Below are 14,662 nucleotides of genomic sequence, written 5' to 3' on the forward strand. Positions count from 1 at the left end.
GGCTCAATGCCAGCCGATTCGCGTAAATCGATGTATATCCCCCTGTTTTTGCTAAGTGCCGCCATCACGGCGAGCTTCATGGCCTCCAGCGGTCCGGTGCAATGGATGGACAATGGCATGTTCCTGGCCAACGCCCATGAAGGGCAGTATTTCAGTCAGTCGCTCGGCCCACTGGAGCATCCGTTTTATCAGTTGCTCAATAAGGTTTTTTTCAGCCTGTTCGGTGCACGCTCGCTCAGCCTGCTGAATTCGGTATTTCTCCTGCCGCTGGCATGGGTCGTCTATCGATTGGCACAGAGCGTTGGCGCGGGGCCACGCCAGGCGGTGCTTGCTGCCGTAGCGACAATACTGGCCCATGGGGTGTTCTGGGTGTCGACCAAGGCTGAGGTCTACCTGTTGCACACGCTGCTCGTGCTAATGGCCTATGCGCTGTATTTCAAAGACAGCCTCCTTCTGACGCCGCTGAAAAAACTCTTCCTGATTGGCGTACTGACCGGACTGGCGGCCTCGGTTCATCAACTGACGTTCGTGGTTCTGCTGCCGCTTTACCTGCACCTGCTGTTTCAATACAAGGCGCGAGTATTGATCACCCTGCCCGGCTTCATGCTCGGTTTCGTGGCCGCCGCCGTTGCGGTAATCAATGACCTGAACGCCGGGATGGGTCTGCTGGATATTGCGCATCGTTACATGACCGGGGCCAGCGCAACCGTTGCAGGGCCGGAGTGGGAAGGTAGCCTGTTGCGTTTCGACAAACTTCTGGAGGAAAAGAGCGCAGTAGCGCTGTTGCTGCTGTCGCTGATCGGGCCGCAACTGGCGGGGCTGCTGTTTCCCAAGGGAAGCCGGTTGCGCTTGTTATGGAGTGCCGCGCTGCTGAATCTGGTGTTCGCCATTTCCTACAACGTGACCGACCGCTTTACCTTTTTTCTGCCCGGGGCAGCGATGCTGACTATCATCGGCATGGTTCAGTTGCAGCGCATTCTGCCTCGCACAACGTCACGCGCCACGCTGCTGAATCTCTCGGCATTGTCGTCACCGGCAGTCATCCTGCTGACGTATTCACTGTACGTCAACGGAGTCATCACCCTTCCGGCGCACAAGGAGCAACTGCCTTATCGTGACGATATTCGCTACTTCATGGTGCCCTACCTGCACGATCGGTCCGCTGAGCATTTCGTGCGTGCCTACGAGCCGGTAGTGCCCAAAGGTGCGTTGATCATCGCCGACTGGACACCGATGGGCGCGATGCGCTCGGGGCAAGCGATCGGGCTGCTTGCCGGACGCACGCTGGCGACGTGTGATGACGACGTCGCCATTCGAGCGGCCATTCGCGACGGCGGCGTTTACCTGCCGCGGTTGAGTTATTGCGGGACAGTGGCGCAAAGCTACCGACTTGAAGAACAGCCCGTGGGGTATTCATTGCAGGCCAAGTGAAACGAATCATTAACGGAGCGTTGAGCGTCCATTCATGACCCGTTTCTGCACCTTGTCAGGGCTGCCAAAGCGCCTGCCCACCGCCCAGCTTGCGGTCCAGAAAACTGGCCGCACTGATCAGCGCCAGATGGCTCAGGGCCTGCGGCGTATTGCCGAGGTGATGAGCATGCGCGTCGAATTCCTCGGCGTACAAGCCCAGCGGATTGGCGTAACGCAGCAGTTGCTCGAACTCCAGGTGCGCCTGTTCGACCCGACCGGCGCGAGCCAGACACTCGACGTACCAGAACGAGCAGGCCACGAAGGCGCCCTCTTCACCTGCCAGGCCGTCGTCATGATCGTCGTCGTTGCGGTAGCGGAACACCATCCCGTCACGCACCAGCGCGGCCTCGATGGCATCCAGCGTCGCAAGCCACTTGGGATCGTTGGCACCGACGAAACGTACCAATGGCATCAGCAACATCGAGGCATCCAGATTGCGGCTGCCCTTGTGCTGCACGAAGTGCCCCAGGTCGTCGTTCCAGAAGTTCTCCCAGATATCGTTGTGGATCTCCTCGCGCACCTTGGTCCAACGCTCGAACGGCCCTGACAGCGAACGCTTGAAGGCCAGGCGCAGTGCCCGGTCCAGCGCCACCCAACACATGAGCCGCGAGTGCAGGAAGTGCTGATCGCCGCCGCGCATTTCCCAGATGCCCACGTCCCGGTCGTTCCAGTGCTCGCACACATAGTCGACCTGACGCACCACGTGCTGCCAGCCGTCATGGGAAATGGCGTCGCCGTACTTGTTGGCCAGGTACACGGCATCCATCAGCTCGCCGTAGATGTCCAGCTGAACCTGCTTGTACGCTTCGTTGCCAATGCGTACCGGCTGCGCACCGCCGTAGCCGGACAAGTGAGCGAGATTCTCTTCCGGCAGCTCTGCGTGGCCATCCAGCGCATAGAGAATGCCGAGTTTCTCGGTCTGTTCGCAGCAGTCATCCAGTCGCCCGCGCACCCAGCTCATGAATGCATTGGCTTCGTCGGTGTACCCCAGACGCATGAACGCGTAAACGGTGAACGACGCATCACGTATCCAGGTGTAGCGGTAATCCCAGTTGCGCTCGCCGCCCTCGGTTTCCGGCAGGCCGAACGTCGCGGCCGCAACAATGCCGCCGTGCTTGCGCGAGGTCAGCAGCTTGAGGGTCAGCGCCGAACGAGTGACCATTTCACGCCAGCGCCCGGTGTATTGCGATTGCCCGGACCAGCGCCGCCAGAATTTCAAGGTGTCATCGAAATAGCGCGAGCACCGGCCAGCTGCGACATTCGGGTCGTCGATTCCGCCAAGGATAAACTCGATGGTCTGGCCCTTGCGCATATGAAACTCGGCCACGGCGTCGTGCTGCTCGAGACGCAACGGCGTCGCCGCCGACAAGCGCATGCCCGGTTGCCCTGCCGCTTCGAAACAGATGTCGTCACCATCGACTCGCGCGGTGGTGTCGGCACGGCTGTAATCCATGCGTACCCGGCAGCGCATGCGCAGCGTGGCCTCACCAAAACGCACCTGAACGCGGCGCACGATGCGCGGCAGATCATCCTGATCCTCGCCGATCGGCATCAGGTCGGTGACTTCCACCACCGCGTCCTCGGAAATCCACCGGGTTTGCAGGACGTTGGTGTCCGGCAGGTAGATCTGCAGTCGCCTGGCGTCAGGCAGATCGGGCGCCAGCTGAAAGATCCCGGCGTCGGGTGTGTCCAGCAGCGCGGTGAAAATCGACGGGCTGTCGAAATCCGGCCAGCAACAGAAGTCGATACTGCCGGTGTCGGCGATCAGGGCAGCACTGCGCATGTCGCCGATGATGCCGTGATCCTCGATGCGGTTTTGCGCCTCTGCGGAAAAGTCAGCCATTGCCACGGAACTCCGGATAGAGGGTCATGCCGCCGTCGATGAACAGGGTGGTGCCATGCACGTAATCCGAGGCATCGGACGCCAGCCAGAGCACGGCATTGGCGACATCTTCCGGCTCGCCGATACGCCCATAAGGGATCAGCTTGAGCATTTCCTTTTCGGCGTCGCCCTTGCGTGCATCGGCATTGATCGGCGTGCGGATGGCACCGGGTGCAACGCTGTTGACGCGAATTTTCAGCTCGCCGACTTCCTGAGCGATGCTGCGCATCAACAGGTCGACGCCGCCCTTGGACGCTGCGTAATTGACATGCCCGGCCCATGGAATCAGCTGGTGCACCGAGCTCATGTGAATGATCTTGCCCATTGCCCGTGACACATCAGGACGCATGCCCTGCTTGATGAACTGGCGCAATGCCGCGCGGGCGCAGAGAAACTGCCCGGTGAGGTTGACGTTGATGACGGTATTCCAGTCTTCGAGGGACATGTCGACGATCGACGCGTCCTTTTGCAGGCCGGAATTGGCGACCAGAATATCCAGCGCGCCGAAATGTTCGATGGTCTGTGCGAAAAGCCGCTCGACGTCTTCTTCCTTCGAAACGTCGGCCCCCACAGCCAGCGCCTTGCCCCCGGCCGCACGAATCTCTTCGGCGAGCTTCTCGGCAGGTTCAGGCTTGGAGTTGTAGTTGATAACGACGGCGGCACCGGCATCTGCCAGCGCGCGTGCAGCACCTGCGCCCAGACCGGAACTGGCGCCGGTAACGATTGCGACTTGTTGCTTGAGTGAGATGTGCATCAATTTCAGCCTCGGAGTAAGCGTATTAGTGCTGACTGGCGAGGCTGAAATTAAGTTCAGTGCAGGTTACGGCGCAGGGTTGGGCTGCGAGGTGTGAATGGCCTCAATACCGGCGATGACCTCATCGGACAGCGTGACGTCGATGCTCTCCAGATTGATCTTCAATTGATCGAGTTTCGTGGCGCCGATGATGTTGCTGGTCACGAACGGTCGGCTGGTCACGTAGGCCAGCGCCATCTGCGAAGGGTCCAGACCATGCTCGCGAGCCAGCGCAACGTACTTGGCTGTGGCCGTGACGGCCTGCGGATTGTTGTAGCGCTGGAAACGCTCGAACAGGGTCAGGCGGCCATCGGCCGGACGCGCGCCGTCCAGGTACTTGCCGGCGAGCACACCGAACGCCAGTGGCGAGTACGCCAACAGGCCGATCTGTTCGCGAATGGCGATTTCCGCCAGACCGACTTCAAACGTGCGGTTAAGCAGGTTGTAGGGGTTCTGGATGGAGACGGCTCGTGGCAGATCCAGGGTTTCGGCAAGGTGCAGAAAACGCTGGGTGCCCCATGGCGTTTCGTTGGACAGGCCGAAGTGGCGAATCTTGCCCGCCTTGACCAGATCGCCCAGTACCGACAGGGTTTCTTCGATTTCGACGGCCTGATCATCGGGGTCGTGGGTGTAACCGAGCACGCCGAAGAAGTTGGTCTTGCGATCCGGCCAGTGCAACTGGTACAGGTCCAGGTAATCGGTATTCAGACGCTTGAGGCTGGCCTCCAGCGCCGCAGTGATGTTCTTGCGGTCAAGGCGCGGATTGCCATCGCGGATGTGATCCATGCGGCCTGGGCCGGCGACTTTGCTGGCCAGTACCCAGTCGTTGCGGTCGCCGTACTTCTTGAAGTACTCGCCGATGATGCTTTCGGTCTTGGTGTAAGTCTCGCCACGCGGCGGCACCGGGTACATTTCTGCCGTGTCGAGGAAGTTGACTTTGGCGTCCTTGGCCATACGAATCTGTTCGAATGCTTCATCCTGGGTGTTCTGCTCGCCCCAGGTCATGGTGCCCAGACAGATCGCACTGACCGACAGATCGGTTTTGCCCAATTTACGAAATTGCATCGATGTCTCCGTTTGATTCAAAAAAATACAGCTTGAAACAGGGCTCCCATAAAACGCCGACTGGTCATTCACTGCAACACTTTTTATCCGGTTTTACCTAGCGATAACCCTGCGCCTGCAGATCGAACAGCGCGGCGTAGCGCCCTGCGGCGGCGATCAGGCTGTCATGATCACCGCGTTCCAGCACCCGTCCGTGCTCCAGCACCACAATGTGTTCGGCGTTGCGCACGCTGGAAAATCGATGCGAAATCAGCAGCGTCATGCGCCCTTTGGCGTACTCGCGAAAATGCTCGAATACTGCGGCCTCTGCGCCGGCGTCCAGCGCGGCAGTCGGCTCGTCGAGAATCAGGATATCGGCGTCGCGGCGCATGTAAGCGCGTGACAGTGCGATTTTCTGCCACTGCCCGCCGGACAGTTCCTGACCTCCTGCAAACCAGCGACCCAATTGTGTGGCGTAGCCTTTGTCGAGCTGTTCGATGAACTGCGCAGCCATGCCCTGCGCCGCCGCTTCGCGCCAACGGCCCTCATCATGAAAGGCCTGAGTGTCACCAACCCCAAGGTTCTCGCCGACCTGAAACTGATAGCGAATGAAGTCCTGAAAAATCACTCCGATGCGCGAGCGCAAGGCGTCTTCGTCCCACTCCTGCAGGTCGCTGCCATCCAGCAGAATGCGGCCTTGATCAGGTTGATAGAGGCGCGTCAGCAGCTTGATCAGGGTGGTCTTTCCCGAGCCGTTCTCGCCGACCAGGGCCACGCTGCGCCCCGGTGCGAGGTGCAGGTCGATGTTTTCCAGTGCCGGACGGCTGGTCCCCGGATAGGTGAAACTGACGTTCTCGAAGCGCATGCCATCACCGGGCTGCGCGCCCACGGTCAGGCTGCCAGCAGACGGCGCAACCGGCTGACCGAGGTAGACATACAGGTCGGCCAGGTACAGCCCGTCCTCGTACAAACCACTGATGGCGCTGAGACTGCTGCTCACCGCGGCCTGCCCCTGTTTGAACAGCACCAGGTACATGGTCATCTGCCCCAAGGTGATCCGCCCGTGTACTGCATCGACCACCACCCAGGCGTAGGCCAGGTAAAACGCAGCCGTGCCCAGCAGACCGAGCAGGAAGCCCCAACCGTCACGGCGCACCGTCAGGCGCCGGTCTTCGGCATACAGACGCTCGAAGGTGTCGCGGTAACGTTTGAGCAGCAGCGGCGCGAAGCCGAACAGCTTGACCTCCTTGATGTAACCCTCGTGGGAGAGCAGTGTTTCGATGTAATTCTGCCGACGGGTTTCCGGAGCACGCCGGGTAAACAGGCGGAACGCATCACCGGAAAAATGCGCCTCGGCAAAGAACACCGGCAACGCGCCAAGCACCAGAATCAGCAATGCCCAGGGCGAGAAATGCACCAGCAATACGGCAAAGCTGATCAGCGAAATGAGGTTTTGCAGCAACCCCAACGACTTGGTCACCAGTGCCAGCGGCCGTGTCGAGGCTTCACGCCGGACACGCACGAGTTTGTCGTAGAACTCGGAGTCTTCGAACTGTGACAGCGACAGGGTCTGGGCCTTCTCCAGAATCAGGGTATTGACCTTCTGCCCCAGCAGCACCCGCAGCAACGCCTGCTGCACGGAAAGCCCACGCTGCGCTGCTGCCAGGAGAGCCAGCACACCGGCTTCGAACAACACATAGCGCAACACCGGCCACAAAGGTGCTTCGCCCGCACTGGCGTGCAACTGCATGGCAGCGACCACCGCATCGACGATACGCTGACCCAGCCAGGCGGCCAGCGCGGGCAGCAGGCCGGCGATCAGGGTGGCGACGATCAGCCCGATGGACAGCGCTCGGGAGGTGGTCCAGACCAGATGCATCGCGCGCAAGGCCTGGTGCATGAAAGAAATGAAACGTTTGAAAACCGGCATACGCTTAAAAACTCTTCAGACAGGTCGAACCCCCATGTCGGGCGGCCATCATACGACCACAGGTTCGTTGAAAAACAGGAAACTCATCATGAAAGATGCTTACAACCTGCAACGCTTTGTCGATGCCCAGCAACCGCTTTTCCAGCAGGTATTAACGGAACTCGACGCCGGGCAGAAACGCTCCCACTGGATGTGGTTCGTTTTCCCGCAGATCCAGGGGCTGGGGCGCAGCGACACGGCACGACATTACGCAATCACCGACCTCGCTGAAGCGCGGGCTTATCTGCAACACCCCGTGCTGGGACCGCGCCTGGAACAGTGCGCTGGCATTATTGCTCCTCAGGTAGAACGTTCGGCGCGACAGATCTTCAGCTCGCCGGATGACATGAAACTGCATTCGAGCATGACCCTGTTCAGCATCGCAGCGCCTGAGCGGCCCTTGTTTCAACAAGTGCTGGATACGTTTTTCGGGGGCGAGCAGGATGCGATGACGGTGAGACTCCTGTCACGCTGACTCAAACTCACCTGGGCGCACGCTGCACGCAACGTTCGCGTCGGTCGTCGACGCGCTCGGCAAACCAGGCGGTGGTGAGGTTGCGGGTGATTTTCGGGCTTTTCAGGGTAATGCCGGGCAGGATGGCTCTGGGCAAAGGCTTGCCCGCCGCCCTGTCCGCCAGTGCGAAGACCTTGCTGTACAGATCAGTCTCTTCGAATTCCAGCGTGTCGCCCTGCTTGAGCTGGTTCCATATCTGCGACTTGTTCATGCCCAGCCGATCGCCCAGCGTGCGCACTGCCAGCTCGGTGGAACCCGGCGAGGTGGAGTCAAAGCGGATCAGGTCGCCATCCAGCGCCAGCTCGATGCCGGTCGCACGACTCACTGCATTCTGGAACGCGGCATTGCGGCTGGCGTACCAGCCGGCATTGAAGTCGGCAAAGCGGTACAGCGACTGGCTGTAATTCACCGGATAGCCCAGCAGGTGGGCGATACCGAAGTACATGCCGCCACGGCGGGTAAAGACTTCGCGACGGATCGAACCATCGACCGTGTAGGGGTAATCCTCGGCGTGTTTCTCGGCAAAGGCGATGCTGACCTGCATCGGGCCGCCAGTCTTGACCGGGTTGAAATTGCCGAACAACGTCTGACCCAGCGGCACCATGCCGATGAAATCATCAAAGATCGCGCTGAGGTCTTTCTCGGTGCGCGCAGAATCGAGACGTTTGCCATAAGTCTTGCCGTCCGGCGAGCGCACGCGCAACGCGGTGGCGATCAGGGCGTTGGGAATGTGCAGTCGCGCGGCGCGGCGGTTGATTTCGGCGCGGGCGATGTGGCCCATGTCCGGCACCGCAGGATCGACCTGAAAGGTCGACTCCTGCTCGGTAACGGCCATCACCGAACACAGGTTTTCGGTGGTCAGCGGAATCTTCTGCGCGGCAAACGCGGCATGAATATCCGTGGCCCATGCCTGGCGATCCGTGACAGTCGCCGGCATCAGGCGCACGATCTGCGCGCGCGCCTGTTCAGGCGTCAGTTCGGGTTCCTGAACCCGCTGCGTACCACAGCCTGCCAGCACCAGCAGTCCGACGCTCAGCATGAGCGATTTGCATAGCCTTCGATTCAATCCATGACTCCTGTCTGGTTCGCGCTTTGACGCGCGGTTCACTTCAGAAGGCTTTTTACCTCAAAAGACCGACCAGTCGACCCTCGCGCTGAGTTTTTCCAGCGCAGCCATACCGACAAGGGAATTGCCCGCTGCGTTCAACTCCGGGGACCATACACAGACCGAAGCACGCTCGGGCACGATCGCAACGATACCACCGCCTACACCACTCTTGCCCGGCAGGCCTACACGATAGGCAAAGTTACCGGCTTCATCGTACAGGCCACTGGTGGCCATGATCGAGTTGACCTGGGTGGCCTGCCGAGCAGTGAGGATCTGCTCGCCGCTGTGCGCGCAAAACCCCTGATGGGCCAGGAAACCGAATGCCTTGGCCAGATCGATGCAGTTCATGCTCAGTGCGCAATGATGGAAGTAGCTGCGCAGCACGTCTTCCACATCGCCATGAAAATTGTCGAAGGATTTCATCAGATAGGCCGCCGCTGCATTGCGCGAACGGTGCTGGTATTCGGAGTCGGCGACTTTGGAGTCTGAGGTGATCGCCCGATTGCCGCACAGGCGTCGAACGAAGTCGCGCATCGACAGTGACGGTGCTGCAAACCGCGCCTGGTTAATGTCGCAGATCACCAGCGCACCGGCATTGATGAACGGGTTGCGCGGCCTGCCCTGCTCGAACTCCAGCTGCACCAGCGAGTTGAATGGCTGGCCGGAAGGCTCGTGTCCGAGGCGCTGCCAGATCTCCTCACCCGAGTGACCGATGGCTTGTACCAGGCTGAACACCTTGGAAATGCTCTGTATCGAAAACGCTGTTTCGGCGTCACCGGCGCTGAACACCTGGCCATCGTTGCCGTACACCGCGATGCCCAGTTGATCAGGCCGGACCCCGCCCAGTGCCGGGATGTAATCGGCCACCTTGCCCTGACCAAGCAAGGGTCTTACTTCATCGAGGATTTCATTCAGCAGGTCTTGCATGTGTGCGCCCCTTGTTTTGGCTGCGCACACTACACCAACCTCAAGCGCCTCGCATCACCGCGTTGCAGGCTCAGGTCCTGTAGTCAGTGTCGTTACGCTCCAGCTCGCGAATCAGGGCATTCCAGTGCCGTGCGACACCCGGCGCATGGCCGTCCTTGATGACCTTTGCCTGCTCCTCCACTTTGGCAATCACCTCTCGCGGCGGGAACACCAGTTCGGCGTTACCCGCCGACTGTGCCGCAATCTGAATGTTGCAGGCGTACTCGAGGGCATGAAGCTGCTGGAACGCATGCTCGACACTCACCCCACCGGTCAGCAACCCGTGGTTGCGCAGGATCATCACGCTCTTGTCACCCAGGTCCGCGACCAGCCGTTCGCGTTCACTCAAGTCCAGCGCAATGCCCTCATAGCCGTGGTAAGCCACCCGGCCGGAGAAGGCAATCGAGTGCTGGGAGATGGGCAGCAGACCGTCCTTCTGGGCCGACACGGCGATACCGTCACGGGTGTGGGTGTGCAGCACCGCTTGCAGGTCATGACGGGCAGCATGAATGGCGCTGTGAATCACGTAACCGGCGTAGTTGATACCCAGCCCGGTAGGGTCATCGACAATCGTGCCGTCAATGTCGACCTTGACCAGGTTGGACGCGGTGATTTCATCGAACAATAGCCCGAATGCGTTGATCAGAAAGTGCTCGTCCGGGCCCGGCACGCGTGCCGAGAAGTGCGTATAGATATGATCGGTCCAGCGCTTGAGCGCCGCCAGCCGATAGGCCGCCGCCAGCTTGACCCGGACTTCCCATTCTTCCGGCGACACTCTGTCGCGCACGCTGCCGCTACCCGACGGTGTCGTACCTGACTGGACTGGCAAAGCGCTGACGTTGCTCATGGTATTGCTCCTGGATGATTTCTGACTGATCAGCAAGACTAGGCGCATGGCAATCCGATTAAAAAGCACATTTACTTCTAAGCTAATTATAAAAAAAAAGAATATTAAAACCTGTCTTGCCTCCCTCGTTCACGTGCATGCCTGACGGCCTATGCTTATTCTTTAACGCTATTTAAATAACTTTTTATATAGCGATATGCTCCGTGAAAATCTAAATCCCTGTTGGAGCATCGCATGTCGACAACCGCCAGTTTTCTGCCCCGTATCAGCCGTCTCACTGCGGCCATAGGTCTCGGTGCTGCGCTGCTGAGCGCCACCCTCATCGCTCCGGCCACCGCGCAGGCCGAAGGTGAAATCCGCATTGCCGAGCAGTTCGGCATTGTCTATCTGCTGCTCAATGTGGTGCGCGATCAACAATTGATCGAGAAACACGGCAAGGAAGACGGCCTGGACATCAAGGTGGACTGGACTCAATTGTCCGGTGGTTCGGCGGTCAACGATGCGCTGCTGTCAGGCTCCATCGATATCGCCGGTGCAGGGGTTGGCCCTTTGCTGACCATTTGGGACCGCACCAAAGGCCGACAGAACGTCAAGGCGGTCGCGTCGCTGGGTAACTTCCCGTACTACCTGGTCAGTAATAATCCCAACGTCAAAACCATTGCCGACTTCACTGAAAAGGATCGCATCGCGGTTCCGGCCGTCAGCGTTTCAGTGCAATCGCGCTATCTGCAGCTTGCCGCCGCCCGGCTCTGGGGTGACAAGGAGTATGCGCGACTGGACAAATACACCCTGAGCCTGCCGCATCCGGATGCGGCCGCCAGCCTGATTGCCGGAGGAACCGAACTGACCGGACACTTTTCAAACCCGCCGTATCAGGATCAGGAGCTGAACAACCCCAACGTGCATGTGGTGCTCAATACCTACGACCTGCTGGGGCCCAATTCACCGACGGTACTGTTCGCCACAGAGCAGTTTCGTGAGGAAAACCCGAAAACCTACAAGGCGTTCATTGACGCGCTGGCCGAAGCCGAAGCGTTCGTCAGCAAGGACATCGGGGCTGCAGCCGACATTTACCTGCGCGTCACCAAGGCGAAGATCGACCGCGCTGAACTGCTGAAGATCATTGACCAGCCGCAATTCCAGTTCACCATCACGCCGAAGAACACCTACCCGCTGGCCGAGTTCCTGTATCGCGTCGGGGCGATCAAGAACAAGCCAGCGTCGTGGAAGGATTATTTCTTTCAGGATGCCAAAGTGTTGCAGGGGAGTTGAGCGTTCGTACTCATCCTCATACGCGTCAATTTCACTCCCCACGCTCTGCGCTCAGCGTCGTCAGTACCATCGCGACAAAGAGCGCTCTTGTTTATGTGCAGTGACTCCGAGCAAGGCATACCGTTGTGTTGCAGCGTCACAAGCTTTATGCAAACGCAACGCATTGGAGCGACAGTCAGCGGCAAATCGCGCTACCAGTTATACGTCACCTTGCCGTAGTAATAAGCGCCGCTATACCCGTAGGGCGAGAATGTGCTGTAGGCCAGGTTGCCGCCGCTGGAGGAGAAGTCGTTGAGCTTCTCGGGGTACTTGTCGGTGACGTTGTCGCCGCCCAGGGTGAAGACCCAGTTCTTGAGGGTGTAGTCCACCGCCAGATCCAGCAGCCAGGCGGCGCTGAAGGTCTGGTCGTTGACCTTGTCGGCCTGATAGCTGGTGAACTCGCCGTAACGCACCAGATTGGAGTGCAACGCCCAGTTGCCGAAGTTCAGGTCATTGCCCAGAGTCAGTTTGTGTTGCGGCGTGGTGTCGCCCAGCAAACCGATGCGCTCCCTGCGGTCTACCCGCATCAGGTTCACCCCCAACTGATCGAGAATCGCCGGATTGGCCTTCACGTCGGTAACTTTGGTGTGGTTGTAGTTGTACCCCAGCGTGCTGTTCCAGCGCACGCCGTTGTCGAACTGGTAGCGGTAATTGGCTACCAGATCGACGCCATCTGTGCTGGTGTCAGTGGCGTTGGTGAAATAGCGGGCACTGGTGTAGTTGATATCGCCCACGCCATTACTGCGCAGGTAATTGATGGCGGTGTTATTGAGCACCAGATTGGAGGACAGCGAGATACGGTCCTGAATGTCGATGCGATAGACGTCGGCGGTCACGGTCAGGCTGTCCAGCGGCTGGAGTACCAGGCCCAGGCTGTAATTGCGGGACTTTTCGGGCTTGAGGTCTTCGGCGCCCAACAGCTGCGCAACGTTACTGCCGGCCGGAAACGTGCCCGCTTCCTGGATGGTGTTGCCAATAAGTTGCGACGACGTGAAAGTGAAGTTCTGCTGCGCCAGCGAAGGCGCGCGGAAGCCTGTCGATACGCTGCCTCGCAAAGCCACCTGCGGAGTGAAATCGTAACGCGCCGACAGCGAGCCGCTGACATTGGAACCGAAATCACTGTAGTCCTCGTGGCGGACGGCAGCCGACACACCGAGTTCCTCGGTCAGATGGGTTTCCAGGTCCAGGTACTGGGCGAAGTTGTGCCGCGAGTAACTGCCTGCATCCGCCGCGCGAAAACCGCCCAGCCCGGAACTGCCGGTCTGGAAATACGACTCCGCCTGCCCTGCCTCGATCTGATAGCCCTGACGCAGGTATTCCGCGCCAAACGCAACCGATACCGGATAAGGCAACCACGCTGCATCGAATTCCCTGGACAGGTCGAGGCTCAGTTGCTTCTGATCATTGGTCAGCGTGCCGTTGTCGAACGACCGCGGCGTGTTCAGCCCCAATGAGATGTTGATTGTTTTGGTGCGCAGCTCGTAGGAATTCTTGCCATAGTTGGCGGACACGTCGTAGTGCCAGTCATACGCCAGTTCACCGCGCAGGCCAGCGACCAGCGAAGTGTCTTCGAGCGTGCCGTTGATCAGCGGCAGATAGCCGTTGGGATAAATCGCCGCAATGTTGTTCGAGGCATTGCTCGGCCGATAAAATGCAGCGGTTTCGCCACGCCGCTTGCTGTAGCCCCCGAAACTGTAGAACTCCGCCGCATCGCTGAAGCTGTATTCGGCGTTGTACTGCAGCTTGCCCTCGTGGGTCTGTGGCTCACCCTGGCGGAACACCTGCTGACCGTAAGTAGCGGACCCGATACTGGACGCTCGAAAGTCGTCACCGGCACGGTTGGTGTAGTCATTGTTGGCACCTTCACCGGAAAGGTTGAAGGTGCCATTGTCGCCCAGGGCAAAACCGGTATTGCCCGACACCTGGCGCTGGATCCCGTCGCCCTTCTTGTATTGGCCGTACTGGCTGGAAATCGACCCGCCATGGTCGGCGCTTTTGAGAATGATGTTGATCACCCCGGCAATGGCATCGGACCCGTAACGTGCCGACGCACCGTCGCGCAGGACTTCGATATGGTCGATGGCTGACAGCGGAATGGCATTCAGGTCGGCAGGTGCCGAACCACGTCCGACCGCCCCGCCCAGATTGACGAAGGCGGACGTGTGACGACGCTTGCCATTGACCAGCACCAGCACCAGCACCTGATCCGGCGACAGTCCACGCAATTGCGCCGGACGTGTCAGCTCCGCACCGTCCACGAGGCTGGGCCGAGGGAAATTGATCGAAGGTATCAAGCGTGCCAGCACGGTACCCAGCTCGCTGGAGCCGGAACTGCGCAGGCTGTCACCGGAGATCACATCGATAGGCGACAGCGAGGCGCTGGCGGTACGCTCCTGCGCACGGGTGCCGGTGACGATCACTGTGCCCAGGGTGGATGCCCCCTGATTGTTTTGTTCATTTGTCGCTTCTGCGGCAAAAGCGCTTGCACTGATACCCGCGATGCTCAGCAAATTGGCTGAAAAAATCGCCGTGGCCAATACACTTTTTTTGAAATTCCCCATACCACTACCCCTTGAATATCCCTGATCCAGAAACTCTGTTCTGGTTACAACGAGCGATCCGTGCGGCGGACGGTAGCGATCATTACGATGTCTGATTGAGGTTGCGGTAGTCCGATGTGATATAGCTTAATGACATTGATTTAAATATTTAAATACTAATAAAGAATAACAACCTGCCTTTGTGTCAGTACTGAAAA

At 59.3% G+C, this 14,662-nt stretch carries 11 protein-coding genes; 3 read left to right on the top strand and 8 right to left on the bottom strand.

The window, feature by feature from the left end; genetic code table 11:
* Positions 1–6: 6 nt before the first annotated feature.
* A complete protein-coding gene (locus tag JOE33_RS02715; RefSeq protein WP_122693884.1) occupies positions 7–1,431 on the top strand; it encodes a glycosyltransferase family 39 protein in 1,425 nt (474 codons plus the stop codon).
* Between the two features lie 55 nt (positions 1,432–1,486).
* Here the strand turns inward: JOE33_RS02715 and JOE33_RS02720 are convergent, their stop codons facing one another.
* From JOE33_RS02720 to JOE33_RS02735, 4 genes are all read right to left on the bottom strand, one after another.
* Positions 1,487–3,313, bottom strand: a complete 1,827-nt coding sequence (locus JOE33_RS02720) for a glycoside hydrolase family 15 protein (RefSeq protein ID WP_010433177.1) — start codon at positions 3,311–3,313, stop codon at positions 1,487–1,489.
* On the bottom strand, positions 3,306–4,106 hold the full coding sequence (locus tag JOE33_RS02725; RefSeq protein ID WP_010433174.1) for an SDR family oxidoreductase: 801 nt from the start codon (positions 4,104–4,106) through the stop codon (positions 3,306–3,308). Before JOE33_RS02725 ends, JOE33_RS02720 begins: the two co-directional genes overlap by 8 nt.
* A gap of 66 nt (positions 4,107–4,172) precedes the next feature.
* Positions 4,173–5,210, bottom strand: coding sequence for an NADP(H)-dependent aldo-keto reductase (locus JOE33_RS02730; protein ID WP_010410606.1), 1,038 nt, complete (start codon positions 5,208–5,210; stop codon positions 4,173–4,175).
* A gap of 97 nt (positions 5,211–5,307) precedes the next feature.
* The gene (locus JOE33_RS02735) at positions 5,308–7,119 is read right to left on the bottom strand and encodes an ABC transporter ATP-binding protein (RefSeq protein WP_010433171.1); all 1,812 of its coding nucleotides are present in this window, start codon (positions 7,117–7,119) and stop codon (positions 5,308–5,310) included.
* A gap of 88 nt (positions 7,120–7,207) precedes the next feature.
* Here JOE33_RS02735 and JOE33_RS02740 point away from each other — a divergent pair, with 88 nt between their 5' ends.
* Complete coding sequence (locus JOE33_RS02740) at positions 7,208–7,633, top strand: DUF1810 domain-containing protein (RefSeq protein WP_054992913.1); 426 nt, start codon at positions 7,208–7,210, stop codon at positions 7,631–7,633.
* Positions 7,634–7,640: 7 nt separating this feature from the next.
* Here the strand turns inward: JOE33_RS02740 and JOE33_RS02745 are convergent, their stop codons facing one another.
* From JOE33_RS02745 to JOE33_RS02755, 3 genes are all read right to left on the bottom strand, one after another.
* Positions 7,641–8,711 carry a DUF1615 domain-containing protein gene (locus JOE33_RS02745; RefSeq protein ID WP_054992914.1) on the bottom strand — a complete coding sequence of 357 codons (1,071 nt, stop codon included), beginning with the start codon at positions 8,709–8,711 and terminating at the stop codon, positions 7,641–7,643.
* Between the two features lie 87 nt (positions 8,712–8,798).
* Positions 8,799–9,707, bottom strand: coding sequence for a glutaminase B (glsB, locus tag JOE33_RS02750; RefSeq protein WP_010433163.1), 909 nt, complete (start codon positions 9,705–9,707; stop codon positions 8,799–8,801).
* 70 nt (positions 9,708–9,777) lie between these two features.
* Positions 9,778–10,593, bottom strand: coding sequence for a class II aldolase/adducin family protein (locus tag JOE33_RS02755; RefSeq protein ID WP_010433162.1), 816 nt, complete (start codon positions 10,591–10,593; stop codon positions 9,778–9,780).
* Positions 10,594–10,827: 234 nt separating this feature from the next.
* Between JOE33_RS02755 and JOE33_RS02760 the strand changes: the two genes are divergently transcribed.
* On the top strand, positions 10,828–11,865 hold the full coding sequence (locus tag JOE33_RS02760) for an ABC transporter substrate-binding protein (protein WP_187626001.1): 1,038 nt from the start codon (positions 10,828–10,830) through the stop codon (positions 11,863–11,865).
* A 191-nt stretch (positions 11,866–12,056) separates the two neighbouring features.
* On the opposite strand, the gene JOE33_RS02765 is transcribed toward JOE33_RS02760, so the two are convergent.
* Positions 12,057–14,465 (bottom strand): TonB-dependent receptor, encoded by a 2,409-nt coding sequence (locus JOE33_RS02765; RefSeq protein ID WP_209924032.1) that lies wholly within the window; start codon positions 14,463–14,465, stop codon positions 12,057–12,059.
* Positions 14,466–14,662: the final 197 nt, after the last annotated feature.

The sequence above is a fragment of the Pseudomonas sp. PvP027 genome, assembly GCF_017833005.1.
Taxonomy (GTDB): domain Bacteria; phylum Pseudomonadota; class Gammaproteobacteria; order Pseudomonadales; family Pseudomonadaceae; genus Aquipseudomonas; species Aquipseudomonas congelans.